Here is a 24,754-nt window from a genome sequence, read left to right on the forward strand (position 1 = left end):
ACCGAGCGCATGCACGATGGCACGCGACAGGGGCGGCACCATGCGTTGGCGTGAGGCCTGCGGGCTGGCGATGCTGCTGGGTCTGGCCGCCTGCGGCGACCGGCGCGCGTCGGCCGATGGCGCCGATGCCTCGCCGCGTGCGCAATCGGCCACGCACTATCGCGAGTCCGTGCAGCGCGACCGTGCGCAGCGCCTGGCGACGCTGCGCGCGCCGTCTGGCTGGTTGAGTTTCACCGGCTCCGGCCGCCTGCACAGCGGCCTGCACCGGGTCGGCAGCGCGTCCGACAACGACGTGCAGTTGCCGGCCGGTCCGGCGCATCTGGGCGTGCTGCAAGTGGATCTGCAGGAGGGTGTGCAGTTCCAGCCCGCCGCGGACGCGGCGGTGCAGGTGAACGGCCAACCGTTCGCCGGCGGCCGTCTGGAGACCGACGCGGCGCACGACACCCAGACGCGGTTGACGCTGGGTGCGCAGGAGTTCTACGTGGTGCGCACCGGCAACCTGTTCGGCTGGCGTTTCCGCGATCCGCAGGCGCCGGCGCGCGCGCGCTTCCGCGGCATCGACTACTTCCCGATCGATCCGCAGTGGCGGGTGCTGGCCGACTGGCATCCGGTGCCGGCGCCACAGGCGATGGTGCTGCTGACCTCGATCGGCACGCCGCAGCCGCTGGCCCTGGTCGGCAGCGCCGACTTCGTCCTGCAGGGGCGGCACTACCGCCTGCAGGTGCTGCGCGACGGCGCCAGCCAGCGCCTGTTCCTGCCGTTTTCCGACCGCACCAGCGGCCGCGAGAGCTACGGCGGCGCGCGCTATCTGTTCGTGCCGGCGCCGCAGGGCGACCGCATCGTGCTGGACTTCAACCTGGCGCAGAACCCGCCATGCGCGTTCACCCCGCACGTGGTGTGTCCGCTGGCGCCGGTCGGCAATCGCCTCGACGTGGCGGTGACCGCCGGCGAAAAGAACTACGTCGGCGCGCGCTGAGCGCGCAGGAATCTTGTAGGAGCGGCTTCAGCCGCGACGGGGCCGTTCCCGGTGAAGCCCGTCGCGGCTGAAGCCGCTCCTACAGGCGCTTCCGGTCGCGAGGGGAGGTACCCTCAGGCGCGACCAGGCAGTCGCGGTGACGCCCGGTCGCGGCTGAAGCCGCCTACGGAAGCGTGCGAATGCGACGTTGTGTGGTTCTGCATCGCGGCCCGAATCGTTCCAGTCCACCGCCTGCAGGGCGGTCACGGCGGCGGCGCATACGGCGCCAGCGCCACCGCCTCCAGCACCTGCGGCCAGGGGAAGCGCGGTCCCGGATCGAGCTTGCGCTGCACCTGCCGCGCCGGATCGTCGCTGGCCGCTTCCAGGCTGCGGTCCAGGGCCTCGTGTCCGGCGATGTGGCGCAACTGCGGCAGTTCCGCGCGCAACTGCTGCAGCAGCCGGATCAGCGCCTGGATTTGCGCCGGCGGGTAGGGCTCCGTCATCGCCTGGTGGCGCGAATCCAGCCACAGCGGATAGCGTCCGCGGTTGACCAGCTCGATGCCCAGCGACTGCCGGTTGTAGCCGCGCACGTGGTGCGCGACGCGCTGCAACGGCACATAGCGGTGCACGCTGCCGTCGCGGTCGATGTAGAAATGGCCGCTGTTGCCGGTGCCGGACGGATACAGCACGCGCTCGCCGTACAGGCGCGCGCTGGCCAGGTCCGGCAACTCGGTGCAGTGGATCACCGCCAGCGTGATGCTGTCCGGCGCGCGCTCCTCCAGCAGGCCGACGTAGGGCAGGGGCGCATCGTGGACCGGCAACGGCGAGGTGGGCGACATGCGCGGATGCTAGCATTCGCCGATGACCCTGAATTCCGAAAGCCCGCTGGCGACCCTGCTGGCCACACTGCCGCGCGCCGGACGCGTGGAATGGATCGGCCTGCGCCCGGCGCGCGACGTGCCGATGCACGAAGTCGACGCCGCCGCCGCGCAGACCGATGGCGGCCTGCACGGCGACCGCTACGCCGGCCGCAACGGCAAGCGCGGCGTCACCCTGATCCAGGCCGAACACCTGCCGGCGATCGCCGCGCTGGCCGGCCATGCGGCGGTGGCGCCGGCGACCCTGCGGCGCAACGTGGTGGTCTCCGGCATTCCGCTGATCGCACTAAAGGGGCGCCGCTTCCGCATCGGCGAGGTCGAGCTGGAAGGCATCGCGCCGTGCGATCCGTGCTCGCGCATGGAGCAGGCGCTGGGGCCGGGCGGCTACAATGCCATGCGCGGCCACGGCGGCCTGTGCGCGCGTATCGTGCAGGGTGGCACGCTGCGCCTGGGCGATGCGGTGGTGGCGCTGTGAGCCGCGGCCACTGCATCCTCTCGCACGGCTTCGAGAGCGGGCCGGACGCGATCAAGGTGACGGCGCTGGCCGAGGTCGCGGAGCGCCTGGGCTGGAGCCATTCGCGCCCGGACTACACCGACCTGGACGCGCGCCGCGACATCAGCCCGCTCGGCGACGTGCCGACGCGCCTGCAGCGCCTGCTGGAACTGGCGCAGGCCGCGGCGCAGCGCGGACCGCTGGTGCTGGCCGGTTCCAGCCTCGGCGCCTACATCGCCGCGCAGGTGTCGCTGCACGTGCCGGTGCGCGGCCTGTTCCTGATGGTGCCGCCGACGCGGATGGGGCACATGCCGGCGCTGGACGCGGCGCCGGTGCCGACCTCGGTGGTGCACGCCTGGCGCGACGAACTGATTCCCGCCGCCGAGGTGATCGCCTGGGCGCAGGCGCGCGCGGCGCGGCTGCTGCTGGTCGACGACACGCATCGCCTGGGCGAGCACGTGGCGACGTCGGCGCAGGCCTTCGCCGAACTGCTGGAGCGCCTGTGAGCGCATCCGGCGACATGCTCTTGCGTGCGGAGCGGCCAGCCGACGCGGCGGCGATCGAGGCGCTGACCCTGGTCGCGTTCTTCCGCGTCGCGCACAGCCGCCACGACGAGCAGGACATCATCGAGCGGTTGCGCGCGGACGGCGCGCTGACCCTGTCGCTGGTGATCGAGCACGAGGGCTATGTCGTCGGCCACGTGGCGGTGTCGCCGGTGAGCCTGTCCGACGGCAGTCGCGGCTGGTACGGCCTGGGGCCGTTGTCGGTGGGACCGGGACACCAACGCCAGGGCCTGGGCGCGCGGCTGGTGCGCGAGGCGCTGGCGCAGTTGCAGGCGCTGGGCGCGGCCGGCTGCGTGGTGCTGGGCGACCCGGCGTACTACGCACGCTTCGGCTTTCGCCCGGAGCCGGGGCTGACCCTGCCGGGCGCGCCGGTGGAGGCCTTCCAGGCGCTGGCCTTCGGCGAACGCCTGCCGCCGATGGCCGAGGTGGCCTACCACCCGGCGTTCCTGTCCGCGCCCTGAGCCCGCGCCGCGCGATCTCGCCCGACACGGGTCGGGTGCGCTAGCATCGTCCCGCACCTTCATCGAGGATCTACGCCGATGCGCCATTGATGCCGCCGTCTTCGCGACGGCCTTCGTCCTTCCTGCCGATCTCTTGGCGGGCACGACCGGCATCCATGGAGGTTCCCATGACGCATCCGCTGCTTGCGCTGGACAGCGCGACCCATGTCCTGCCCGATGGCAGGATCCTGTTTTCCGATCTGCACTTCGCGCTCGATGCGCGGCCTACCGGCCTGGTCGGCCGCAATGGCGTCGGCAAGAGCGTGTTCGCGCGCCTGCTCGCCGGCGAACTGACGCCCAGCGCCGGGCGCTGCGTGCGCCACGGTCGCCTGCATTACGTGCCGCAGCAGGTCGCGCCGGCACCGCACGCCACCGTCGCCGATCTGGCCGGCGTGGGCGCGGCGTTGCGGGCGTTGGAACGGATCGAGGCCGGCAGTGCCGACGTGGCGGAGTTCGACGCGCTCGGCGAGCGCTGGGACATTGCACAGCGCCTGCAGGCGCAGCTGCACGCGCACGACCTGGGCGCGCTGGAGCCGCACCGCCTGGCGGCCACGCTCAGCGGCGGCGAGGCGATGCGGGTGGCGCTGATCGGTGCCTGGCTGGCCGATGCCGATACGCTGATCCTGGACGAGCCGACCCTGCACCTGGACGCGGCACAGCGGCAGCGCCTGCGCGAGGCGCTGCAGCGCTGGCCGGGTGGCCTGCTGGTGATCAGCCACGATGCGCTGTTGCTGCAGGACATGCAGCGCACGCTGGAACTGTCGCCCGGCGGGCTGCGCGACTACGGCGGCGACTACGCGTTCTACCTGCAGTGCCGGGCACGCGAGCGCGAGGCCGCGCAGGCCGAACTGGCCCAGCACAAGCTGCAGCATGCGCGCGACAGTGCGGCCTGGCAGGCGCAGCACGATCGACAGCAGCGGCGCAGTGCGCGCGGGCGGCAGCAGGCAGGAGCGGCCAATCAGGCGCCGATCCTGCTCGGCCGGCAGAAACAGCGCAGCCAGGACAGCGCCGGCAAGCGCGTGCGCGACCACCAGGCGACCCAGGCGCGCAGCCTGGCGCGGATCGCCGAGGCCGCGCGCCAGGTGCAGCCGGACGCGCCGGTGGCGCTGTTCGCGCCACCGGCGGCCGATGCGGCCACGCGCCGCCTGGTGGAGCTGCAGGCGCTGCAACTGCCGTTCGCGCCGGCGACGCGGCAGCCGCTGGACCTGGTGGTGCAGGGCGGCGCGCGGATCGGCGTGGTCGGGGCCAATGGCAGCGGCAAGTCGACCCTGCTGCGCGCGCTGGCCGGGCAGGTGCCGGCGCTCTCGGGCAGTTGCCGGGTACGCGCCGCCAGCGCCTACCTGGACCAGTCGCTGGCGCTGCTGGACCCGGCCGCCACCGCGCTGGCGCAACTGCAGGCCGCCGCGCCCGGCATGGCGCTCGCCGACCTGCGCACGCGGCTGGCCTTGCTCGGCCTGGACGCGCATCGCATCGGCGTGCCCTGCGGCCAGCTCAGCGGCGGCGAACGGCTGAAGACCGCGCTGGCCTGCGCCTTCTACCGCTCGCCGCCAGCCGAGCTGCTGTTGCTGGACGAGCCGGACAACCACCTGGACCGCGAGGCCCGCGACGCGCTGCGTGCGGTGTTGCTGCAGTATCCCGGCGCGCTGCTGGTGGTCTCGCACGATGCGGCGTTCCTGGACACGCTGCGCCTGCAGCAGCGCTTGCAGGCCGATGCCGAGGCGTGGCGGCTGACGCCGTGGTGAGTGGCGTGCGCTGTCGTCGACGTGGTCGTGCCGTCGGGTGTTGCGTAGCGAGCGGGGGGAGGGCAGCAACAGCGCCAGCATCCTTGTCGCGGTGATTTACGCAGTCGGCAGCCTTCATCGATGCCGCGTGGTCGACGCGCGCGGCAGGCGGCGCGGCGGCCGCCGCTCAGGCATCGGTAGAACGGCTCACCGCCTCCCATGCGGCGATGTCGGTCTTCAGGCGGTCGAGCTTGTCACGCACCAGGGCCAGCGCGTCGCTGCCCAGCAGCAGGTGCGCGGGCGGCGCAGGCGCGTCGATCAACGCCAGCATGGCCTGGGCGGCCTTGGCCGGGTCGCCGAGCTGGCGGCCGCTCTTGGCCTGGCGGGCGTCGCGGATCGGATCGAACAGCGCGTCGTAGTCGGCGATGCTGCGCGGCGTCCTGACCATCGAACGGCCCGCCCAGTCGGTGCGGAACGACCCCGGCGCCACCGCCGTCACGTGGATGCCCAGCACGGCGACCTCCTGTCCCAGCGCCTCGGAAATGCCCTCCAACGCGAACTTGCTGCCGCAGTAGTAGGCGATGCCGGGCATGGTGATGAAGCCGCCCATCGAGGTGATGTTGACGATGTGCCCGCGCTGTCGCTGCCGCATGGAGGGCAGGACCGCCTGCATCATCGCCACGGCGCCGACCACGTTGACCTCGAGTTGGCGACGCAGAGCCTCCAGCGGCGATTCCTCCAGGATCCCTTCGTGGCCGTAGCCGGCATTGTTGACCAGCACGTCCAGCGGCCCGACCGCGGCTTCGAGCTCGGCGACCATGCCAGGAATGGCGTCGACGTCGGTGACGTCCAGCACACGGCCGATCGCCCCGGCGCCCAACGCTTCGAACGCTTGTCGCGCCTCCGCGCTGCGCACGGTGCCGACGACCCGATGTCCGGCTGCCAGCGCCGCTTGAGCCAGCGCGCGGCCGAAGCCGCTGCTGACGCCGGTGATGAGCAAGGTTTTCTGCAGTGTCATGACACGCTCCCGAGAGGATGAGGGGCGAATGATGCGATGATCGACGCGCCGCTCCGATGCCGCGCTCTCTGCGATCCTTGCCTGTTTCTATGACTGCTGCCGCCAGTTCCGTGGACTTGCTGCGTGCCCTGGCACCGCAGGAGGGCTACACCCTGACCGCGTTGCCGGATGTCCGCGTGCTGCGCTCGGACCGGCCGTTGGCCGATACGCCGGTGCTGTACGACCCGGGCATCGTCATCGTCTGCCAGGGCGCCAAGCGCGGGTATTTCGGCGATGCGGTGTACGTCTACGACGAGCAGCACTATCTGTCCGTCGCCGTCCCGGTGCCCTTCACCATGCAGTCCGATGGCAGCCCGGAGCGGCCGCTGCTGGCGCTGTATCTGCATCTGGATTTCCAGCTTGCGGCGGGGCTGCTGGTCGAGCTGGACCAGGCCGGTCCGGTCCAGCTCGCGCAGGCGCCGGCGAGCATGGTGTCCAGTCCGATGGACGAGGCGTTGCGGCAGACCGTGCAGCGCCTGCTGCAGGCGCTGAGCCACCCGCTGGACGCGGCCATCCTCGGCCGCGCGCTCGTGCGGGAGGTGTACTTCCGCGTGCTGACCGGACCGCAAGGCCATGGGCTGCGTGCGGCCCTGGCGCAACAAGGGCACTTCGGCCGCATCGGTCGCGCCCTGCAGCGCATCCACCGCGACCACGCCCGGCGTCTCGACGTGGCGGAGCTGGCGCGCGAGGCCGGGATGAGCACGCCGTCGTTCCATGCGCATTTCAAGGCGGTGACCCGGGTCGCGCCGATGCAGTACCTGAAGTCGATCCGCCTGCACCAGGCGCGCCTGCTGATGGCGCGCGAGGGCATGACCGCAGCGGGCGCCTGCCACGCGGTCGGCTACGAGAGCGCCTCGCAGTTCACCCGCGAGTTCAAACGTCTGTTCGGCCGGCCGCCGATGGCCGAGGCGCGGCGCATGCGCGCCGAGTTCGCCGTGCCTCCGGCCGCGCCAGGGGCCGGATTCGTGGCTTCGCATTGAGCGATGCGTTGCCTGCCACGGCCGTGGGCGGGCGTCTGCAGCGCCGCCTGCAGCTGTCACGGCGCCGAGTCGCTCGCCAGGCGAGCGCCGGCCGGGGCGTCTCCATGCGAGGCGTACGAGGCCAGTGGCGGCGCGGCGCGCACTGCGCCAGGACCCTGCGCAGCAGGCAGGCGCGCGCAGGCCCTGTGGTATTCTGCGCGCCGTTCCGGTGCGGTGCGTTCGCGTGCTCACCCCGATCCGCGGCCGCGGCCGCGGCAACGCCGGATCCGGCGCTGCGATGCGCCACGCGCGCGGCGTCCGCCGTGCCTCCCTCCCGTCCGTCCTGGTCCGCCTTCCGTGAAATTCTTCGTCTCCTGCGCCAAGGGCCTGGAATACCTGCTCGTCGATGAGCTGCTCGCGCTCGGCGTGGCCCAGGCCACCGCCACCGTCGCCGGCGTCAATGCCGAAGGCAGCCTGCGGGACGCGCAACGTGCGGTGCTGTGGTCGCGCCTGGCCAGCCGCGTGCTGTGGCCGTTGCAGTCCTTCGACTGCCCTGACGAGGCGGCGCTGTACGCCGGCGTGGCCGCGCTGCCGTGGCGCAGCCATCTGGCGCCGCAGCACACCCTGGCGGTGGACGCGCATGTGTCCGGCACCGGCATCACCCATGCGCGCTTCGCCGCGCAGCGGGTCAAGGATGCGGTGGTGGACACGCTGCGCGGCAAGGGCCTGGAGCGGCCGTCGGTGGACGTGGAACACCCGGACCTGCGCCTGAACCTGTCGCTGCGCAAGGGCCGCGCCACGCTGTCGGTGGACCTGGGCGGCGGCTCGCTGCACCGGCGCGGCTGGCGCCAGGCGCAGAACGAGGCGCCGCTGAAGGAGAACCTTGCCGCGGCGGTGCTGCTGCGCGGGCAATGGCCGGCGCTGTATGCGCAAGGCGGCGGGCTGCTGGATCCGATGTGCGGCAGCGGTACGCTGCTGATCGAAGGCGCACTGATGGCCGCCGAGGTGGCGCCGGGCCTGCTGCGCGGCGAACTGGCGGCGCAGCAGCGCGGCGACACCGATGCCGATGCCGCGCCGAGCCGCTGGCTGGGGTTCGACCTGGCGGCCTGGCGTGCGCTGCTGGCCGAGGCGCGGCAGCGTGCCGAAACCGGTCGCGCCGCATTGCGCCCGGTCCTGTACGGCAGCGACATCGACCCGCATGCGCTGCGCGCGGCGCGCGAGAACGCGCTGGCCGCCGGCGTGGCCGAGGCGATCGCCTTCGCCGTGCACGATGTCGCCGCATTGCCCGCGCCGGCGCAGGCGCTGGGCACGGTGGTGTGCAATCCGCCCTACGACGAACGCCTGGCCGCCGACGCGGCGTTGTACCGGCGCCTGGGCGATGCGCTCAAGCGGGCGGTGCCGCAGTGGCGCGCCAGTCTGCTGTGCGGCAGCGACGAACTGGCCTATGCCACCGGCCTGCGCGCGGCCAAGAAGTACCAGATGTTCAACGGCGCGCTGGAGTGCCCGTTGATCGTCTGCGACCCGATCGCGGTCGCGCCGCGGGCCGGCGCCAGCGAGGAACCGCGCGCGCTCAGCGACGGCGCGCAGATGGTCGCCAACCGCCTGCGCAAGAACCTGCGCAAGTTCAAGAGCTGGCGCGCGCGCGAGCGGGTCAGCTGCTACCGCGCCTACGACGCCGACCTGCCCGAATACGCGGCGGCGATCGACGTGTACCAGGAAGACGGCGGCCAGGCGCGCACCTTCCTGCACGTGCAGGAATACGCGGCGCCGGACAGCATTCCCGATGCGGACGTGCGCCGCCGCCGCAACGAACTGCTGGCGGCCGCGCGCGAAGTATTCGCGGTGCCCGCCGAACAAGTGGCGCTGAAGACCCGCGAACGTGGCAAGGGCGGCAGCAAGTACGGCCGTTTCGAGCAGCGCGGCGAGTTCCTGGTGGTGCGCGAGCACGAGGCGCTGCTGCGGGTGAACCTGTTCGACTACCTGGATACCGGGCTGTTCCTCGACCACCGCCCGCTGCGCGGGACGATGGCGCAGCAGGCGCGCGGCAAGCGCTTCCTCAACCTGTTCTGCTACACCGGCGTGGCCAGCGTGCAGGCGGCGGTGGCCGGCGCCGATTCCACCACCAGCGTGGACCTGTCCGGCACCTACCTGCAGTGGTGCGCCGACAACCTGGCGTTCAACGGCAAGGGCGGCGCCCAGCACCGGCTGGTGCAGGCCGACGCGCTGAGCTGGCTGGAGGCGGAGAAGAACCGCTACGACGTGATCTTCTGCGACCCGCCGACCTTCTCCAATTCCGCGCGCGCCGAGGATTTCGACATCCAGCGCGAGCACGTGCGGCTGTTGCGCGCGGCGGTGGCGCGGTTGATGCCCGACGGCGTGCTGTACTTCTCCAACAATTTTCGCCGCTTCAAGCTGGACGAGAACGCGCTGGCCGAGTTCGCGGTCTGCGAGGAGATCAGCGCGCAGACCATCGATCCGGATTTCGAGCGCAACCCGCGTATCCATCGCGCCTGGCGCTTGCAGCGGCGCTGAGCGCGCGCCGCCGGTGCCTCGTAGGAGCGGCTTCAGCCGCGACAGGCGTTACCGTTAACGCCCGTCGCGGCTGAAGCCGCTCCTACGGGATGCGCCGTGGCTCAGTTGCCGCGGTGCCGCAGGGTGGCCTGCGCCTTGCCGCGTTGCGGCGGCTCTTCCTCCGCTTCGCGTTCGTTCCAGTACGCCTGGATCTGCAGGATCTGCGGCAGGATCGCCTCGAACAACTGCACCAGGCGCGGCTCGAACTGGCTGCCGGACTTGTCGCGGAACAGCGCCAACGCCTGATCCAGCGGCCATGCGTCCTTGTACGGGCGCGGCGAGGTGAGGGCGTCGAACACGTCGGCCAGCGCCACGATCCGCGCCGATTCGGGAATCTGCGTGCCGGACAGGCCGGCCGGGTAGCCGCCGCCGTCCCAGTGCTCGTGGTGGTACAGGGACACCTCGGCGGCGAGACGGAACAGCGGCGCGCTACTGCGGCTGAGGATGTCGTAGCCGATCCGCGGGTGCCGCTTCATCACCTGCCACTCGTCCGCGTCCAGCGGCCCGGGCTTCTTCAGCACCGCGTCGGGGATGCCGATCTTGCCGGTGTCGTGCATCGGCGCGGCCTGTTCCAGCAGGTCGGCGTCCTCGCGCGACCAGCCGGCGGCCAGGGCCAGCGCACGGGCGTAGGCGGCCATGCGCCAGATGTGGGTGCCGGTGTCCGAGTCGCTGTAGTGGCCGGCCATGCCCAGCATCTCGATCGCGGCGCGGTGGCTGTCGGCGAGGCTGGCGGCGCTGACCAGCGACAGGTGGGTGCGCACCCGCGCGCGCAGGATGCTCGGCGAGTACGGCTTGGTGATGTAGTCGACGCCGCCGGCGTCGAAGCCGATGCTCTCGTCGGCGTCCTTGTCCTTGCCGGTGACGAAGATGATCGGAATCGCCGCGCTGCGCGCATCTTGCTTGAGCGTGCGGGCCAGGGTGTAGCCGTCGACGTCGGGCAGGTCGACGTCGAGCAGGATCAGCGCCGGGCGATGCTTGGCCACCCCGCGCAGCGCTTCGGCGCCGTTCTTGGCGAACACCAGTGCGTAGTCATCGCGCAGCAACTGCCGGATCAGCGCCAGGTTGCTGGGTTCGTCGTCGACACAGAGAATGCACGGCTGGGTCATGGTGGCGTCTCGTTACGCGCTCAGTCGGTTGCCTCGGCCAGCCATTGCCTAACCTTGGCCTCGGCCTCGCGGAAGGAAAAATTCTCCAGCAACTGCTGCAGCTCGGCGGTTTGCGCCGCCGGCAGGAAAGCGGCCAGTTGCCGCAGCGTGTGGTCGATGCGGTCCGGATCGTCGCTGTCCAGCACCTGCAGCACCTGGTACCAGGACGCCTGCAGCGTCGCCGGGTCCACCGCTGCGTCGGTTGCCGACGCAGGCGTCGTCGCGACCTGGGTGGCGTCGGCGAAGCGCAGCACTTCGGCAACGGTGTCGGACATGGCCGCGTCCAGCGCGGCGATGGCCGCCTCGGCCTGCGTCGGCGCCGTGCTCAACCGTTCCTCCAGCGCGGCGCTGGCGACGCTCAACGCCGGCAATGCCAGCGATCCGGCCGAACCGCGCAACTTGTGCGCCAGGGAGAGCGCCTCGGCCGGCCGTTGCGCGTCCAGCAGGGCGCGGACGCTGGCCGCCGGGTCGGGATACTCCTGCAACAGCTTCAGCAGATAGCGCCGATACGGGTCGCGCTCGCCCCACAGCCGCTGCGCCTGGACCGTATCGAGCAACGCCGGATCGCTGGCCGGCCAGTCGTCCGTCGGCAGCCCCGACGGCGGCAGCGCAAGCGGCAGCAGCGGCAGCGCGGTCAGGTTCGGCGGCAGGTACCGGCGGATGATCGCGATCAGGTCCTCGACCTGGAACGGTTTGGCGATGAAGTCGTTCATGCCGTTGGACAGCGCCAGCTCTTGTTGCTGGCGGTAGGCGCCGGCGGTGAGGGCGATCACCGGCACCGCGGCCAGCTCCGGATCGGCGCGCAGTTGCCGGGTGGCTTCGTAGCCGTCCATGGTCGGCATCTGCACGTCCATCAGCACCACGTGGAAGCGACCGGGATCGCGCCGTAGCCGCTGCAGCGCCTGGGCGCCGTCCTGCGCCAGGTCGACCAGCGCGCCTTCGCCTTCGAGGATGCGCTGCGCGACCTCGCGATTGATGTCGCTGTCGTCGACCACCAGCAAGCGGGCCCCGGCCAGGCGCGCGACGCCGTCGCTGGGCGCCGGCGCGGGCAGGTCGCCGTTGCGGCGCGCGAGCAGCATGGCGATGGTGCGCTGCAGGGCGGAGGCGGTGACCGGCTTGGTCATCACCGCATCCACGTCGGCCACGCCAGGCTGCTGTTCCTGGAGCATGCGCCGCTCGTAGGCGGTGACCATGACGATGATCGGCTGCCGGTCCGGCGCCGATTGCGCGCGGATGCGCTGGGCCACGCTCAGCCCGTCCAGGTCGGGCATGCGCCAGTCCAGCAGGATCACGTCGAACTCGGCACGTTCCGGCGCGGCCGCGGCCAGCGCGGCGGTGCCGCTGGCCACCGCTTCCACCTGCCAGCCGAAGCCGTTGGCGATGTCGGTCAGGCTGCGTCGCACCAGGTCGTGGTCGTCGGCGATCAGCACCCGCCGCGCCTGCGCCGGTTCGGCGTCGGCGGCCGGTGCCGGCGCCACCGCGAACGGAATGACGAAGTAGAAATCGCTGCCCTGGCCCGGGGCGCTCTGGACTTCCAGTTGCCCGCCCATCAGTTCCACCAGGCGCCGGCTGATGGTCAGGCCAAGGCCGCTGCCGCCGTAGCGGCGGCTGGTGGAGGTGTCGGCCTGCAGGAACGGCGAGAAGATCAGGCTCTGCTTCTCGCGCGGGATGCCGATGCCGGTGTCGCGCACCGAGAACAGCAGCTTGAGCTTGCCGGGTTCCCCGCCGGGGAAGGCGCGCACCGACAGCGCCACCTCGCCCTGTTCGGTGAACTTGATGGCGTTGCCGACCAAATTGATCAGCACCTGGTTCAGGCGCAGCGCATCGCCGCGCAGCCAGCGGCAGCCCGGCGGCAGCGGCTCGACGATCATCTCCACCGGCTTGGCGCTGGTCGCCGAGGTCATCAGGGCGGCGATGTTCTCCAGCAACTCGTTGAGATCGAACGGGGCCGATTCCAGGTCGATGCGCCCGGACTCGATCTTGGAGAAGTCGAGGATGTCGTTGATGATCTCCAGCAGGTTGCGCGCGGACAACTCGATCTTCTGGATCATGTCCTGCGCCGCCTGCGACAGCGCGCTGTGCCGCAGCAGGTACAGCATGCCCAGGATCGCGTTCATCGGCGTGCGGATCTCGTGGCTCATGTTGGCCAGGAAATCGCTCTTGGACTGGTTGGCGGTTTCGGCCGCGTCGATCGCCAGGCGCAGTTCGCGCTCGTGGCGCTTCTGCTCGGTCAGGTCGACGGCGATGCCGAGGTAGCCGATCACCCGCTCGTCGTCGTCGCGCAGCGTGCTCAGCGTGAGCAGCACCGGGAAGGCATGGCCGTCCTTGCTCAGGTAGGTCCACTCGCGGGTATCGCTGCGCCCCAGCGTGGACAGCGCCGCCACCGACTCGAACGAGGGCTGCACTGGCATGCCCGACTGCGCGGCCATGCGTTCGGCGCGCGCGCTCAGTTGCTCCGGATCCAGGAACAGGCCGGTGGCCTTGCGCCCGATCAGTTCGTGCGCGGCGTAGCCGAGCAGGGTCTCGGCGGCGGGATTGAACAGGGTGATGACGCCATCGGGATCGGTGGCGACGATCGCGTAGCCGGCATTGGCCAGGATCGCGCGCTGCAGCGCCGAATAGGTGACCAATTCGCTGGTGCGTTCGGCCACCTGTTGCTCCAGCGTGGTGTTGAGCTCCAGCACCCGCGCCTGCGCGCGCACCTGCTCGGTGACGTCGTGCAGCAGGTGCGAATGGCCGATGGTGCCGCCGCCGGTGCCGGCGATCGGCGAGACGCTGGCCAGCACGCTGACGATGTGGCCGTCGCGGTGGCGCAGTTCGCGCACGCCGTCGCCGCCGCCGCCGGCCGGATCGCGGATCTGCGCGCCCAGCAGCTGCTGCAGCGGTTGGCCGATGGCCTGCTCCGGCGTATAGCCGAAGATGCGCATGGCCGCGGGGTTCCAGTGGGTCACCCGGCCGTGCAGGTCTTCGGCGACGATCGCCTCGCTGGTGCCGGCGACCAGTGCCGCCAGTTGGCTCTGCTCGCTGAGGATCAGGTCGCGGCGGCGCAGGCTGGTCAGGAACACGTACAGCAGTGCGGCGAGCAGCAGCGCGATGCCGCCGGCCAGGGCGCCGGCCAGCAGCGGGGAGAATTGATCCAGCGAGCGCACGAAGCCCGGCGTGGCCTGCGCCCCGATCCGCCACTGGCGGCCGTACACGGTGAGGGTGCGTTCGGCGGCCGGCCCGCCGGCCAGGATCGGCGTCGCGTCGTCGCGGTAGAACGGCTCAGCCGGGTTCTGGCTGTCGGCCAGGCTCAGGCGCAGCTCGTTGCTGTGATCGTCGGAGGAGGCCAGCACCTCGGCGATGTTCAGCGGTGCGTAGGCCCAGCCGCTGGTGGCCTGCCAGCGTTGTTCCGGGGTCTGCAGCGGCAGGCCCTCGCGGTACACCGGCAACAGCAGCAGGAAGCCGCCGTTGCCCAGCCCCGGGGTCTGTACCAGGCGGATCGGTGCGGTGATGGTGGGCGCGCCCGACCGCGCCGCGGCGATCGCCGCCGCGCGCCGTGCCGGCTCGGAGGCGATGTCGAAACCTTCGGCGGCGTTGTTGGACGGTGCCGGCTGGATGTAGACGATGACGAAACGGTCGCCGTCGTGCGGGGCCAGTTCGCCGATCTGCAACGACGGCGCGCCGTCGGCGCGGGCCTGCTGCAGGAACGTGGCCTCGTCGGCGCGCGGCACCCGCTGGATGTAGCCGAAGCCGCGCACGCCGGGAAATTCGTGCGGATAGTCGCGCGAAGCGCTGTAGCGGGCGAAACGCGCGCGCGAGATGCGGTCGCCGCCGGCCGCGATCACCGCCCCACGCGCGCCGCGCAGGCCATGCTCGTACATGTCCAGGCGTTGCCGCAGATCGCTGGCCACGTGCGAGGCCAGTTGCTGGAAGCGCGCCTGCGCCTGTGCGCGGTTGCGCTGTTGCACGCCATGCGCGATCAGCAGCGCGGCGAGCAGTCCGACGGCCAGCACGGCCAGCGCGGCGAGCCGGGCCGGACGCGCAGGGCCGGCGGCGGATGTCCGGCGTTTCTTCGACATGCTCCCCCTTCCTTTGGCGAACGCGCGTTCGGCACGCGCATCGGCTTCCTTCGGGCTGGTTGCGGAATGGCGTTCACAGTCACGGCGAACGTCCCGCAGGCCATGCCGCAACGCTAGCGCGGGCGGTGCGGCCGCGCCAGCCCTGCCGGCGAAAGAACCGAGGCGTGTCTACACCTTGCTGCGTGGATGGCACGGCGTGTCGCGGGCGAGCGGTCCGCGACACGGTGCGTCTGCATCGCGTCGCGGGCCGGCGCCTGGCCAACCGCGCGAGCGGGGCATTGCATCCTCGTCATCCACGCTCAGCCAAGCAGCGTGACGGCAGCGTGCAGCGCCAGCCCGATCAGCCCGCCGACCAGGGTGCCGTTGAAGCGGATGTACTGCAGGTCGCGGCCCACGCTCAGTTCCAGTTGCTCGACCAGGTGGCGTTCGTCCCAGCCCTTCACGGTTTGTGCGATGTGCTCGGTGACGCCGCTGCGCAGACGCTGGGTGAGCCGCTCGGCGCCGCCGAGCAGGTGCTGGTTGAGCGCCTCGCGCAGCGCCGGATCCTGCGCCAGCGACTGGCCCAGCGCGCCGAGGGCGCGCTGCAGGTGCTGCACCAGCGCGCCGTCCTGGCGCGACAGGTCTTCGCGCAGCGCCGCATGGATCTGGTCCCACAGGCCCTGCACGTACTCCTGCACGCCGGGGTGCTCGATCAGGCGCTGCTTCAGTGCCTGCACCTTGTCGGCGGTGGCCGGATCGGCGCGCAGCCGCTGCACATAGCCGCCGAGCCAGCGCTCGTAGTCCTGGCGCAGCGGGTGCTGCGGCTGCGACAGCACGTCCTGCAGTTCCTCCAGCAGCGCATGCGCCAGCCGCTCGGCGAGGGTGTCGGCGATGCCCTCGACCGGCTTCACCCATTCCACGGTGCCGACCAGCTTGGGCCACTCGCGGCGCGCGTACTTGACGATCATCGCCGAGACCCGCTGCTTGACCGCGGCATCGTCCAGGTGCCGGCCGAGCCGGGTCAGCGCTTCGTCGAGCAGCGCCTGGTGGCGTCCATCGGCGGTGAGCAGGCCGAGGATGTCGCCGGCGGTGGCCGCGGCGTCCCAGTCGCGCAGCCGCGCCACCACGAAGCCGTGGATGCGGCGCCGCACCGCGGCCTCGTCCAGCAGGTCCAGCGCCTGCAGCGCCCAGCCGCGGGCCAGGTCGGCCAGCCGCGCCGACTGCGCCGGTTCGGCCAGCCACTGGCCCAGCCGCGCCGCGGGATCGAAGGCGTTGAGCTTGGCCAGCAGCGCGCCCGGTTCCAGGAACTGGTCGCGCACGAACACCGCCAGGCTGTCGGCGATGCGCGCCTTGCCGTGCGGGATGATCGCGGTGTGCGGAATCGGCAGGCCCAGCGGATGCCGGAACAGCGCCACCACCGCGAACCAGTCGGCCAGCGCGCCGACCGTGGCCGCTTCGCAGAACGCGCCGACCCAGGCCCACACGCCGTGCAGGCCCATGGCATGGCTGAGCAGGAAGCCGCACAGCATCGCCAGCAGCAACAGCGCCGCCAGCAGCTTCATGCGCCGCAACTGTGCGCGGCGCGGATCGGGAGGCAGGGTGGGGCCGGAAGACACGCTCATGCGGGCGAGTCTACGCAGTGCTCGGTGAGCGCGGCTGCATGGACGGCGGCCGCCGTCTCCGGCGGGGACGCCAGATGCGCGTGCGCGCGGATCAGCCCGGCAACTGCGCGCGTAGCGCCGCCACTTCCTCGCGCAGCGCCTGGTTCTCGGCTTCGAGGTCGGCCACGCGCTGGCGTAATGTCAGCGTCGCGTCGCCGTCGGTGTCCGCTGCCGGAGCCGCGTCTTCGGACGCGGCCGGCGGCGCCGGTTTGGGCTTGCGCTTGGACTCGCGGGCGCGCTTGGCGGCCTGCTTCAGTTCGTCCTTGCCGGCCATCGCCGCGGCGCGCTGTTCCTCCTCGGGCAGGCTGGCCACCGCGGCGGCGGCATTGATCGAGATCGCACCGGACTTGACCGCTTCCACCACTTCGGCGGCGGCCTGCTTCTGGATCTTCTCGATCTGCACCACCTGGCTGTTGCTGAGCCGCGCCACGCGCGCCAGGTCGGCGCGGCTCAACGGCGCCGGCGCGTCGGCCCAGGGCGGCGTATCGGCGTCGCTCGCCGCCTCGGCGGCAGCAGCGTCCAGCTCGGCGGCGTCGGCCGCCGGTGCGTCCGCGGCGGCCGCACTGGCACGCCGCTCGGCGAGGATCTCGCGCTTGCGCAGCGCCAGCACGCCGCGCTGGAAATCGGAGACGCTGCGCCGGCCCAGGTGCTGGTCGATCATCCACAGGTGCACGTCCTGCAGCGACTGGAAGCGGGTGTTCTGCACGGTCTGGAACGGCAACCCGTGCTTCTGGCAGATGCCGTAGCGGTTGTGTCCATCGACCAGGATGTCGCCCCACAGCACCAGCGCGTCGCGACAGCCCTCGGCCAGCAGGCTGCGTTCCAGCGCGGCGTACTCGTCGGGGGTCAGCGGATCGATATAGGCCTTGAGGTCTTCTTTGACAACGATGTTCATCAACGGGCAGCACGGCGTGGCTCGGGGGGCGGCATTGTAGAGGGCAGGGATTGGGGATTGGGGATTCGCAAGAGCGTCGAGCTGCCTATCCGGCGCTGCCGCGCGCTGTCCGGATCCCTACTCCCGAATCCCCAATCCCGGCTCACGCAGCGAGCCTTATCCCACCACCACCTCACTGATCTGCATCATCGGCGTCAGGTCGGTGTAGTTCTTGATGTCGCCGAGGATCTCCTCCGCATGCGGGCCGAAGCCGGCCTGGAAGGCCTCTACCGACTCGCTGAAGATGTGGCACATGCCGATGTAGGTCGGATCGCTGCCGGGGGTGCCGCCGGACAGGCCCTTGTCCACGGTGTAGCGTAGGCAGGCGGCGCCCATGCGTGCCTGCACCAGCGGCATGTGCGTGTCGCGGTAGTAGGCATGGTCGAAACGGGCGCCTGGCGTGTACGGATACATCACGCTGACCTTGATCATGAAGCGGCTCCTGTGGCGGCAATGGACCCCGACCGGGCGCCGGGGTGGCGCAAGGCTACACCCGACCTCGGCTGGCGCGTGCTGCGTTGCGGCGGGTCGTGGGCGTGTGCCAGGAATCGGGAATCGGGAATAGGGAGTCGGGAATGGCAACAACAAAAGCAATAGCAAGAGCAACAGCAAGAGCAGCAGCAAGAGCAGCAGCAAGAGCAACAGCAAGAGCAACAGCAAGAGCAACAGCAAGCGATGCGGCTGACGGATTGCCCAATGCGCGCGCTGCGGTGCCTTTTCGATTCCCTATTTCCGATTCTCCATTCCCGGCCTCACAGGCAACCGTCAGCCCAGCGCGTCCAGCGGCCGCACGAAGTCCTGGCCCAGCGCCTGCGCCACCGCGCGGTGGGTGAGCTTGCCGGCGTGCACGTTGAGGCCGTTGCGCAGGTCCTGGTCGTCGCGCAGCGCCTGCAGGCCGTGTTCGGCCAGCAGCAGCACGAACGGCAGGGTGGCGTTGGTCAGGGCGAAGGTGGAGGTGCGGGCCACGCCGCCGGGCATGTTGGCCACGCAGTAATGGACGATGCCGTCGACCTCGTAGGTGGGTTGCTGGTGGGTGGTCGGGTGGCTGGTCTCGAAGCAGCCGCCCTGGTCGATCGCCACGTCCACCAGCACCGAGCCGGGCCGCAGCAGCGCCAGTTGTGCGCGCGACACCAGCTTGGGCGCGGCCGCGCCGGGGATCAGCACCGCGCCGATCACCAGGTCGGTGTGCGGCAGGCACTGCTCGATCGCAGCGCGGGTGGAATACAGCGTGGTCAGCTGCTGGCCGTAGAGTTCGTCCAGGTACTTGAGCCGCTCCAGCGAGCGGTCCAGCACGGTCACGCGCGCGTGCAGGCCCATCGCCATGCGTGCGGCGTTGATGCCGACCACGCCGCCGCCGATCACCAGCACCTGCGCCGGGGTGACCCCGGGCACACCGCCGAGCAGCACGCCGGAGCCGCCCTGCGCCTTCTCCAGCGCATGCGCGCCGGCCTGGATCGCCATGCGCCCGGCGACCTCGCTCATCGGCGCCAGCAGCGGCAGGCCGCCGTGGCCGTCGGTGACGGTTTCGTAGGCGATGGCGGTGCAGCCGGAGCGCTGCAGCGCCGCGGCCTGTTGCGGATCCGGCGCCAGGTGCAGATAGGTGAACAGCAGTTGCCCGGGGCGCAGCATCGCGCATTCCTCCGGCTGCGGTTCCTTGACCTTGACGATCATCTCGGCCTGCGCGAACACGCTCGCCGCATCCTCGGCGATGCGCGCGCCGGCGCGTTCGTACTCGGCATCGGTGAGGCCGATGGCCTGGCCGCCGCCGCGCTGCACCAGCACCTGGTGGCCGTGCAGCACCAGTTCGCGGACCCCGGACGGGGTCAGCCCGATCCGGTACTCGTGGTTCTTGATCTCTTTCGGAACGCCGACCAGCATGAGCGGTTCTCCAGGCAGACGCGGCGCGTGGGGAGCGCGGGCGGTGGGTTGGGTGAGGGAGGGGTCAGGGCGTGCTGCGGATCATGTCGGCCAGCACCGCGAAGATGCGTTCGATGTGCACGGGCTCGACGATCAGCGGCGGCGACAGCGCGATGGTGTCGCCGGTGACGCGGATCAGCAGGTTGCCCTCGTGGAAGCAGCGCTCGAAGATCTCGTAGGCGCGCGCGCCGGGCGCGCCCTTGCGCGGGGCCAGTTCGATCGCGCCGATCAGGCCGAAGTTGCGGATGTCGACGACGTGCGGCAGATCGCGCAGCCGATGGATCGCCTCCTCCCACACCGGCCCCAGCTCGATCGCCTTGTCGAACAACTGTTCCTCGGCGTAGGTGTCCAGCGTCGCCAGCGCGGCGGCGCAGGCCAGCGGATGGCCGGAGTAGGTATAGCCGTGGAACAGGTCGATGACGTGGGCCGGGCCATGCGCGAACGCCTCGTGGATGGCGTGGGACACGAACACCGCGCCCATCGGCACGCAGCCGTTGGTCAGGCCCTTGGCGGTGGTGATCATGTCCGGGGTCACCCCGAAGCGCTGCGCGGCGAAGGCGTGGCCGACGCGGCCGTAGCCGGTGATGACCTCGTCGAAGATCAGCAGGATGCCGTGCTTGTCGCACAGTTCGCGGATGCGCTGCAGGTAGCCGTGCGGCGGCAGCACCACGCCGGCCGAGCCGGAGATCGGTTCGATGATCACCGCGGCGATGGTGGAGGCATCGTGCAGCGTCACCAGCCGCTCCAGATCCTCGGCCAGTTCCGCGCCATGCGTCGGCAGGCCGCGCGAGAACGCATTGCGCTCCAGGTCGAGGGTGTGCCGCAGATGGTCCACGCCGGGCAGCAGCGGGCCGAACGCCTTGCGGTTGTTCGGCAGTCCGCCTACCGAGATGCCGCCGAAGCCGACGCCGTGGTAGCCCTTCTCGCGGCCGATGAAGCGGGTGCGCTGGCCCTCGCCGCGGGCACGGTGGTAGGCCAGCGCGATCTTCAGCGCGGTGTCCACCGACTCGGAGCCGGAGTTGGTGTAGAACACGTGGTCCAGGCCCGGCGGCGCCAGTTCCACCAGCCGCTCGGCGAGCACGAACGGCAGCGGCGAACCCATCTGGAAGGTGGGAGCGAAATCCAGCGTGGCGATCTGCCGCGCCACCGCCTCGACGATGCGCGGTCGCGCGTGGCCGGCGTTGCAGCACCACAGGCCGGCAGTGCCGTCGAGGATCTGGCGCCCGTCCACGCTGCGGTAATGCATGCCCTCGGCCGAGGCCAGCAGCCGCGGCCGCGCCTTGAACTGGCGGTTGGCGGTGAACGGCATCCAGAACGCATCCAGTGTGTCCGGTTCGCGTGTGGCCTGCGCGGCGTAGTGGTCGGACAGCGCCTGGGACGAGAGGGGCGGCTGGGGGCGCATCGCAGGCTCCACGCGAGGGATGTTGAAAAAACTTTACACCATGCCGTGGCGCCGGGTGTGACCCGGCGTAGCGCCGTCCGCACGCATTGGACTGGCTTTTCCTGGTTGCGTCGCAGCACCGGCGTGGCGCAGGAAATTGACCGGCTGGGGCGGGTGTGTAAAGTATCCGGCAACACCGCCACCGGCGTTTCCTGCGATGGATATCGGCGCCCGCCTGCACCGGGTTCGCACCGCCCACGGTCTGAGCCAGCGTGAGTTGGCCAAGCGGGTGGGGGTGACCAACAGCACCATCTCGCTGATCGAGCAGAACAAGGTCAGCCCCTCGGTGAGTTCGCTGAAGAAGGTGCTGGATGGCATCCCGATCTCGCTGGCCGAATTCTTCACCCAGGACCTGGACACAGGCGCGGCCGATGCGCCGTTCTATCGCGCCGACGAACTGCCCGATGTCGGCAGCGACGGCATCCACTACTACCTGGTCGGCCAGCATCGCCCGCAGCGGCAGATGTGCATCCTGCGCGAGGTGATGCCGCCCGGCAGCGACACCGGCAGCGCGATGCTGGTGCACGACGGCGAGGAGGGCGGGGTGGTGGTGGCCGGCGAGGTGGAGATCACCGTCGGCAGCCAGGTGCGGGTGCTGCGCGCCGGCGAGGGCTACTATTTCGAGAGCCGGGTGCCGCACCGCTTCCGCAACGTCGGCCGCGAGACCGCAGTGCTGGTCAGCGCCAATACGCCGGCCACGTTCTGAGAGCGCCCGGCGCCCCTCCGCGCCGCAGCCGCCAGGCCGCCGTGCCGTTCCGATCCTTCCGCCGCAGCAGGAGTTCCCGATGACCGCACCCCGCACCCGCGACGCCTGGCAGGCGCTGGCCGACACGCTGCGTCCGCGGACCCAGGCCTTCATCGACGGCCGCTACGTCGATGCCGCCAGCGGCAAGACCTTCGACTGCCTCAGCCCGATCGACGGCCGCCTGCTCGGCCACGTGGCCGAAGGCGGGGCCGAGGACATCGACCGTGCGGTCGCCGCGGCACGGCGCAGCTTCGAGGCCGGGCACTGGTCGCAGGCCAAGCCGGCGCAGCGCAAGAAGACCCTGCTGGCGCTGGCCCAGCTGGTCGAACGCCACGCCGACGAACTGGCGCTGCTGGAATCGCTGGACATGGGCAAGCCGGTGCGCGATGCGCGCCGGGTCGATCTGGCGGCGACGGTGCGCTGCCTGTCCTGGACCGCCGAAGCGGTGGACAAGCTGTATGGCGAAGTGGCGCCGACCGGACAGGACGAACTGGGCCTGATCACCCGCGAGCCGCTGGGCGTGGTCGGCGCGATCGTGCCGTGGAATTTCCCGCTGCTGATGGCGGCGTGGAAGATCGCCCCGGCGTTGGCCGCGGGCAACTCGGTGGTGCTCAAGCCCTCGGAAAAATCGCCGCTGAGCGCGCTGCGCCTGGCCGAGCTGGTGGCCGAGGCGGGCATTCCCGACGGCGTGTTCAACGTGGTGCCGGGCGACGGCAAGGGCGCCGGCGAGCCGCTGGCGCTGCACATGGACGTGGACGGGCTGGTGTTCACCGGCTCCACCGCGGTCGGCCGGCGCCTGCTGCAATGCGCGGGGCTGTCGAACATGAAACGCGCGTACATGGAGTGCGGCGGCAAGAGCCCGAATCTGGTGTTCGCCGATGCGCCGGACCTGGAGCAGGCGGCGCAGGCGGCGGCCGCGGCGATCTTCTACAACCAGGGCGAAGTCTGCACCGCGGCCTCGCGCCTGCTGGTGGAGCGCTCGATCAAGGATCGCTTCGTCGAACGCGTGGTCGCCGCCGGGCGTGCGCTGCAGCCGCGGCATCCGTTCGACGACGACGCGGCCATGGGCGCGCTGGTGGACGAGACCCAGACCCACCGCGTGCTCGACTACATCGCCCGCGGCAACGCCGAAGGCGCGCGTCTGTTGCTCGGCGGCAAGCGCGTGGAGGTGGTGCCCGGCGGCTGCTACGTGGAGCCGACCATCTTCGACGAGGTCGGCCATGAACACACCATCGCCCGCGAGGAGATCTTCGGCCCGGTGCTGTCGGTGATCGCCTTCGACGACGAGGCGCACGCCCTGCGCATGGCCAACGACAGCGAGTATGGCCTGGCCGCCGGCGTGTGGACCCGCGACATCGGCCGCGCGCACCGCGTGGCGCGCAAGCTGCGCGCCGGCAGCGTGTGGGTGAACTATTGGGACGGCGGCGACATGACCGCCCCGTTCGGCGGCTACAAGCAATCGGGCAACGGCCGCGACAAGTCGCTGCATGCCTTCGACAAGTACACGGAGATGAAGGCGACGTGGATCAAGCTGGGGGAGTAGCCGGGATTGGGGAGTCGGGATTGGGGATTGGTGAAGCGCGCGACCGCGAGCGCGTTGCCGTAGGAGCGGCTTCAGCCGCGACGGGCTTTGCCGGGAATGCCTGTCGCGGCTGAAGCCGCTCCTACGAAGACAGCGGTGCTCCAGGTCGCGGCGCCGCCACTCATCCCCAATCCCGACTGCCCAATCCCGGCTCTCTCTCCACCCGGCACGCAAAACAGCCTTGCCGCGCATGATGCAGATGCAGGTAGCGCACCTGCGGGTCGGCGAAGGCGCAGGCGATCGCGGTGGCGATGCGCTCGCCCGGCTGCACGTCGGCGGCGATCAGCATGTCGCCGGCGTCGTAGCCGCGCAGCGAGATCAGGCGGCGGACGATCGCATCGGGCACGTCGCCCGGCGCCGGTGCGGCGGTGGCGACGTGGCGGCGCACGTAGATGGGTCCGGCGGCGCGGTACGGGGTCTGCGCGGGCTGGTGCAGGTAGTGCAGCAACAGCAGTTCCTCGCCGGGCCGTGCGTCCTCCAGGCTGACCCGGCAGGGATAGCCGAGCGCGCTGTCGGCGCGGACGCGCTGCGCATGGCGCGCCTGCAGTTGCGCATCGTCGAGGTCGAACAGGGCGGCGAACGGTGCGGCCGGCAGGCCGACGCAACGGAAGCTGGACATGGGCGCTCCAGGAACGGATGGAGCGCGCAGCGTGCCGGTCGCCGCGGCAACGCGCTGGCCGCATTCGGACGCGGCACTGCACGGGCGCGGCGTGCGTGTGTCAGCGAGCGCGCATCAGTGCCAGGCGCGCGCTACCCAGCGCGGCGTGCCGCTCAGCGCGGAACGTAATCGGCGAAATCGACCGGATGCCGCGGGTCGGCCGCCTGCACCTGGTCGCCGTCCTTGACCAGGGCGTCTGCGTCGGGCGAGGGATTCGGGTTCAGTTCCCAGCGCTGCTGGATGCGCTTGTGGAACAGCCACTGCTTGCGCTGCGGGTCGTAGCGGAAGGTGATGAAGTCGGTCCAGTGCTGGCCGCAGGAGACCCCGTTCTGCACGGTGAAGTAGCGGCCCTTGGCGGCGAACGGATCGTCGCCATCGGTGAACGGGTCGCACTGGCCGCCCTCGTCGCGCTTGAGGATCACCCGGTCGTTGCGCGCCGCCAGCCGATAGCGGCCGTCGGCCTGCTGCACGAAGATCAGCAGCGGCCGTGCCGGTGCCGGATCGCGTTGCGCCTCGCCGCGCTGCTGCAGCGCGAGCAGGTAGTCGGCACGGCCGTCGCCATCGAGGTCGGCCTGCAACTGCGCCAGCGGCTGGTAGCCGGCCGGCAGCTGGTGCAGCACGTCGGCGGGCAAGGCGGCGGCCTGGGCGAGGGGGCTGCCGAGCAGGAGGCTGGCGGCGAGGCCAACGCGGTAGGGGACGGGCATGGGGCGATTCCGCAGGCGGGGGGCGCAAGCCTAACCGACCGGCGCGCACTGGCGGAATCGCACAGTGCCGTGCGTTGCCTGCGCGAGCGGCGTCGCTGGGGCTGCCTGTCCATCGTGCGCCGCACAAGCACAGGCGCGCGGCACGCTTGCGATGGATGGCGCGGCGCCACCGGGTGTTTTGTACTACGCTCGGCGCATGCGGTCGCGCGTCGGCAGGCCGTTCGGCAGGC

Annotated in this window: 20 protein-coding genes; 9 read left to right on the plus strand and 11 right to left on the minus strand. The window is 71.2% G+C overall.

From position 1 onward, the window contains the following. Positions 1–40 precede the first annotated feature (40 nt). Positions 41–976: a DUF1684 domain-containing protein gene (locus FHR56_RS16745; RefSeq protein WP_237473050.1), complete on the plus strand. Its 936-nt coding sequence runs from the start codon at positions 41–43 to the stop codon at positions 974–976. 242 nt (positions 977–1,218) lie between these two features. Here FHR56_RS16745 and FHR56_RS16750 read toward each other — a convergent pair whose 3' ends face one another. Beyond that, positions 1,219–1,794 (minus strand): N-acetylmuramoyl-L-alanine amidase, encoded by a 576-nt coding sequence (locus FHR56_RS16750; RefSeq protein WP_160945856.1) that lies wholly within the window; start codon positions 1,792–1,794, stop codon positions 1,219–1,221. 22 nt (positions 1,795–1,816) lie between these two features. Between FHR56_RS16750 and FHR56_RS16755 the strand changes: the two genes are divergently transcribed. The 4 genes from FHR56_RS16755 to FHR56_RS16770 all read left to right on the plus strand — a co-directional run bounded on the left by FHR56_RS16755 (position 1,817) and on the right by FHR56_RS16770 (position 5,131). Then, positions 1,817–2,308, plus strand: a complete 492-nt coding sequence (locus FHR56_RS16755) for an MOSC domain-containing protein (RefSeq protein WP_160945857.1) — start codon at positions 1,817–1,819, stop codon at positions 2,306–2,308. Continuing rightward, complete coding sequence (locus FHR56_RS16760) at positions 2,305–2,832, plus strand: alpha/beta fold hydrolase (protein ID WP_010343959.1); 528 nt, start codon at positions 2,305–2,307, stop codon at positions 2,830–2,832. The genes FHR56_RS16755 and FHR56_RS16760 overlap by 4 nt, the downstream gene beginning before the upstream one ends. Positions 2,833–2,846: 14 nt before the next feature. After that, positions 2,847–3,350, plus strand: a complete 504-nt coding sequence (locus FHR56_RS16765; protein ID WP_184502696.1) for an N-acetyltransferase — start codon at positions 2,847–2,849, stop codon at positions 3,348–3,350. Between the two features lie 167 nt (positions 3,351–3,517). Beyond that, entirely contained in the window at positions 3,518–5,131 is a 1,614-nt protein-coding gene (locus FHR56_RS16770) for an ABC-F family ATP-binding cassette domain-containing protein (RefSeq protein ID WP_160945859.1), read from the plus strand. 166 nt (positions 5,132–5,297) lie between these two features. Here the strand turns inward: FHR56_RS16770 and FHR56_RS16775 are convergent, their stop codons facing one another. Continuing rightward, a complete protein-coding gene (locus FHR56_RS16775) occupies positions 5,298–6,128 on the minus strand; it encodes an oxidoreductase (RefSeq protein ID WP_160945860.1) in 831 nt (276 codons plus the stop codon). 89 nt (positions 6,129–6,217) lie between these two features. On the opposite strand from FHR56_RS16775, the gene FHR56_RS16780 reads away from it, so the two are divergent. Both FHR56_RS16780 and rlmKL read left to right on the plus strand, forming a co-directional pair. Further along, positions 6,218–7,147: an AraC family transcriptional regulator gene (locus tag FHR56_RS16780; protein WP_202406839.1), complete on the plus strand. Its 930-nt coding sequence runs from the start codon at positions 6,218–6,220 to the stop codon at positions 7,145–7,147. Positions 7,148–7,483: 336 nt separating this feature from the next. After that, positions 7,484–9,658: a bifunctional 23S rRNA (guanine(2069)-N(7))-methyltransferase RlmK/23S rRNA (guanine(2445)-N(2))-methyltransferase RlmL gene (gene rlmKL / locus FHR56_RS16785; protein ID WP_160945862.1), complete on the plus strand. Its 2,175-nt coding sequence runs from the start codon at positions 7,484–7,486 to the stop codon at positions 9,656–9,658. Positions 9,659–9,759: 101 nt separating this feature from the next. On the opposite strand, the gene FHR56_RS16790 is transcribed toward rlmKL, so the two are convergent. From FHR56_RS16790 to FHR56_RS16820, 7 genes are all read right to left on the minus strand, one after another. After that, entirely contained in the window at positions 9,760–10,803 is a 1,044-nt protein-coding gene (locus tag FHR56_RS16790) for an HD domain-containing phosphohydrolase (RefSeq protein ID WP_160945863.1), read from the minus strand. A gap of 20 nt (positions 10,804–10,823) precedes the next feature. Beyond that, complete coding sequence (locus tag FHR56_RS16795) at positions 10,824–14,903, minus strand: CHASE domain-containing protein (RefSeq protein ID WP_184502672.1); 4,080 nt, start codon at positions 14,901–14,903, stop codon at positions 10,824–10,826. A 299-nt stretch (positions 14,904–15,202) separates the two neighbouring features. Continuing rightward, positions 15,203–16,444: a DUF445 family protein gene (locus FHR56_RS16800; RefSeq protein WP_160946056.1), complete on the minus strand. Its 1,242-nt coding sequence runs from the start codon at positions 16,442–16,444 to the stop codon at positions 15,203–15,205. 151 nt (positions 16,445–16,595) lie between these two features. Then, complete coding sequence (locus FHR56_RS16805; protein WP_160945865.1) at positions 16,596–17,438, minus strand: plasmid replication/partition related protein; 843 nt, start codon at positions 17,436–17,438, stop codon at positions 16,596–16,598. A gap of 156 nt (positions 17,439–17,594) precedes the next feature. Beyond that, a complete protein-coding gene (locus tag FHR56_RS16810; protein WP_160945866.1) occupies positions 17,595–17,909 on the minus strand; it encodes an EthD family reductase in 315 nt (104 codons plus the stop codon). Between the two features lie 333 nt (positions 17,910–18,242). Next, on the minus strand, positions 18,243–19,355 hold the full coding sequence (gene ald, locus FHR56_RS16815) for an alanine dehydrogenase (protein WP_160945867.1): 1,113 nt from the start codon (positions 19,353–19,355) through the stop codon (positions 18,243–18,245). A gap of 64 nt (positions 19,356–19,419) precedes the next feature. Further along, positions 19,420–20,796, minus strand: a complete 1,377-nt coding sequence (locus FHR56_RS16820; RefSeq protein ID WP_160945868.1) for an aspartate aminotransferase family protein — start codon at positions 20,794–20,796, stop codon at positions 19,420–19,422. Between the two features lie 196 nt (positions 20,797–20,992). On the opposite strand from FHR56_RS16820, the gene FHR56_RS16825 reads away from it, so the two are divergent. Continuing rightward, positions 20,993–21,541, plus strand: a complete 549-nt coding sequence (locus FHR56_RS16825) for a cupin domain-containing protein (RefSeq protein ID WP_160945869.1) — start codon at positions 20,993–20,995, stop codon at positions 21,539–21,541. A 79-nt stretch (positions 21,542–21,620) separates the two neighbouring features. Beyond that, positions 21,621–23,123, plus strand: a complete 1,503-nt coding sequence (locus FHR56_RS16830; protein ID WP_160945870.1) for an aldehyde dehydrogenase — start codon at positions 21,621–21,623, stop codon at positions 23,121–23,123. Positions 23,124–23,283: 160 nt separating this feature from the next. Here the strand turns inward: FHR56_RS16830 and FHR56_RS16835 are convergent, their stop codons facing one another. Both FHR56_RS16835 and FHR56_RS16840 read right to left on the minus strand, forming a co-directional pair. After that, a complete protein-coding gene (locus FHR56_RS16835; RefSeq protein WP_160945871.1) occupies positions 23,284–23,781 on the minus strand; it encodes a DUF1203 domain-containing protein in 498 nt (165 codons plus the stop codon). A 152-nt stretch (positions 23,782–23,933) separates the two neighbouring features. Continuing rightward, on the minus strand, positions 23,934–24,524 hold the full coding sequence (locus FHR56_RS16840) for a hypothetical protein (RefSeq protein ID WP_160945872.1): 591 nt from the start codon (positions 24,522–24,524) through the stop codon (positions 23,934–23,936). Positions 24,525–24,754: the final 230 nt, after the last annotated feature.

The organism is Xanthomonas sp. F10, assembly GCF_014206815.1.
GTDB lineage: Bacteria > Pseudomonadota > Gammaproteobacteria > Xanthomonadales > Xanthomonadaceae > Xanthomonas_A > Xanthomonas_A indica.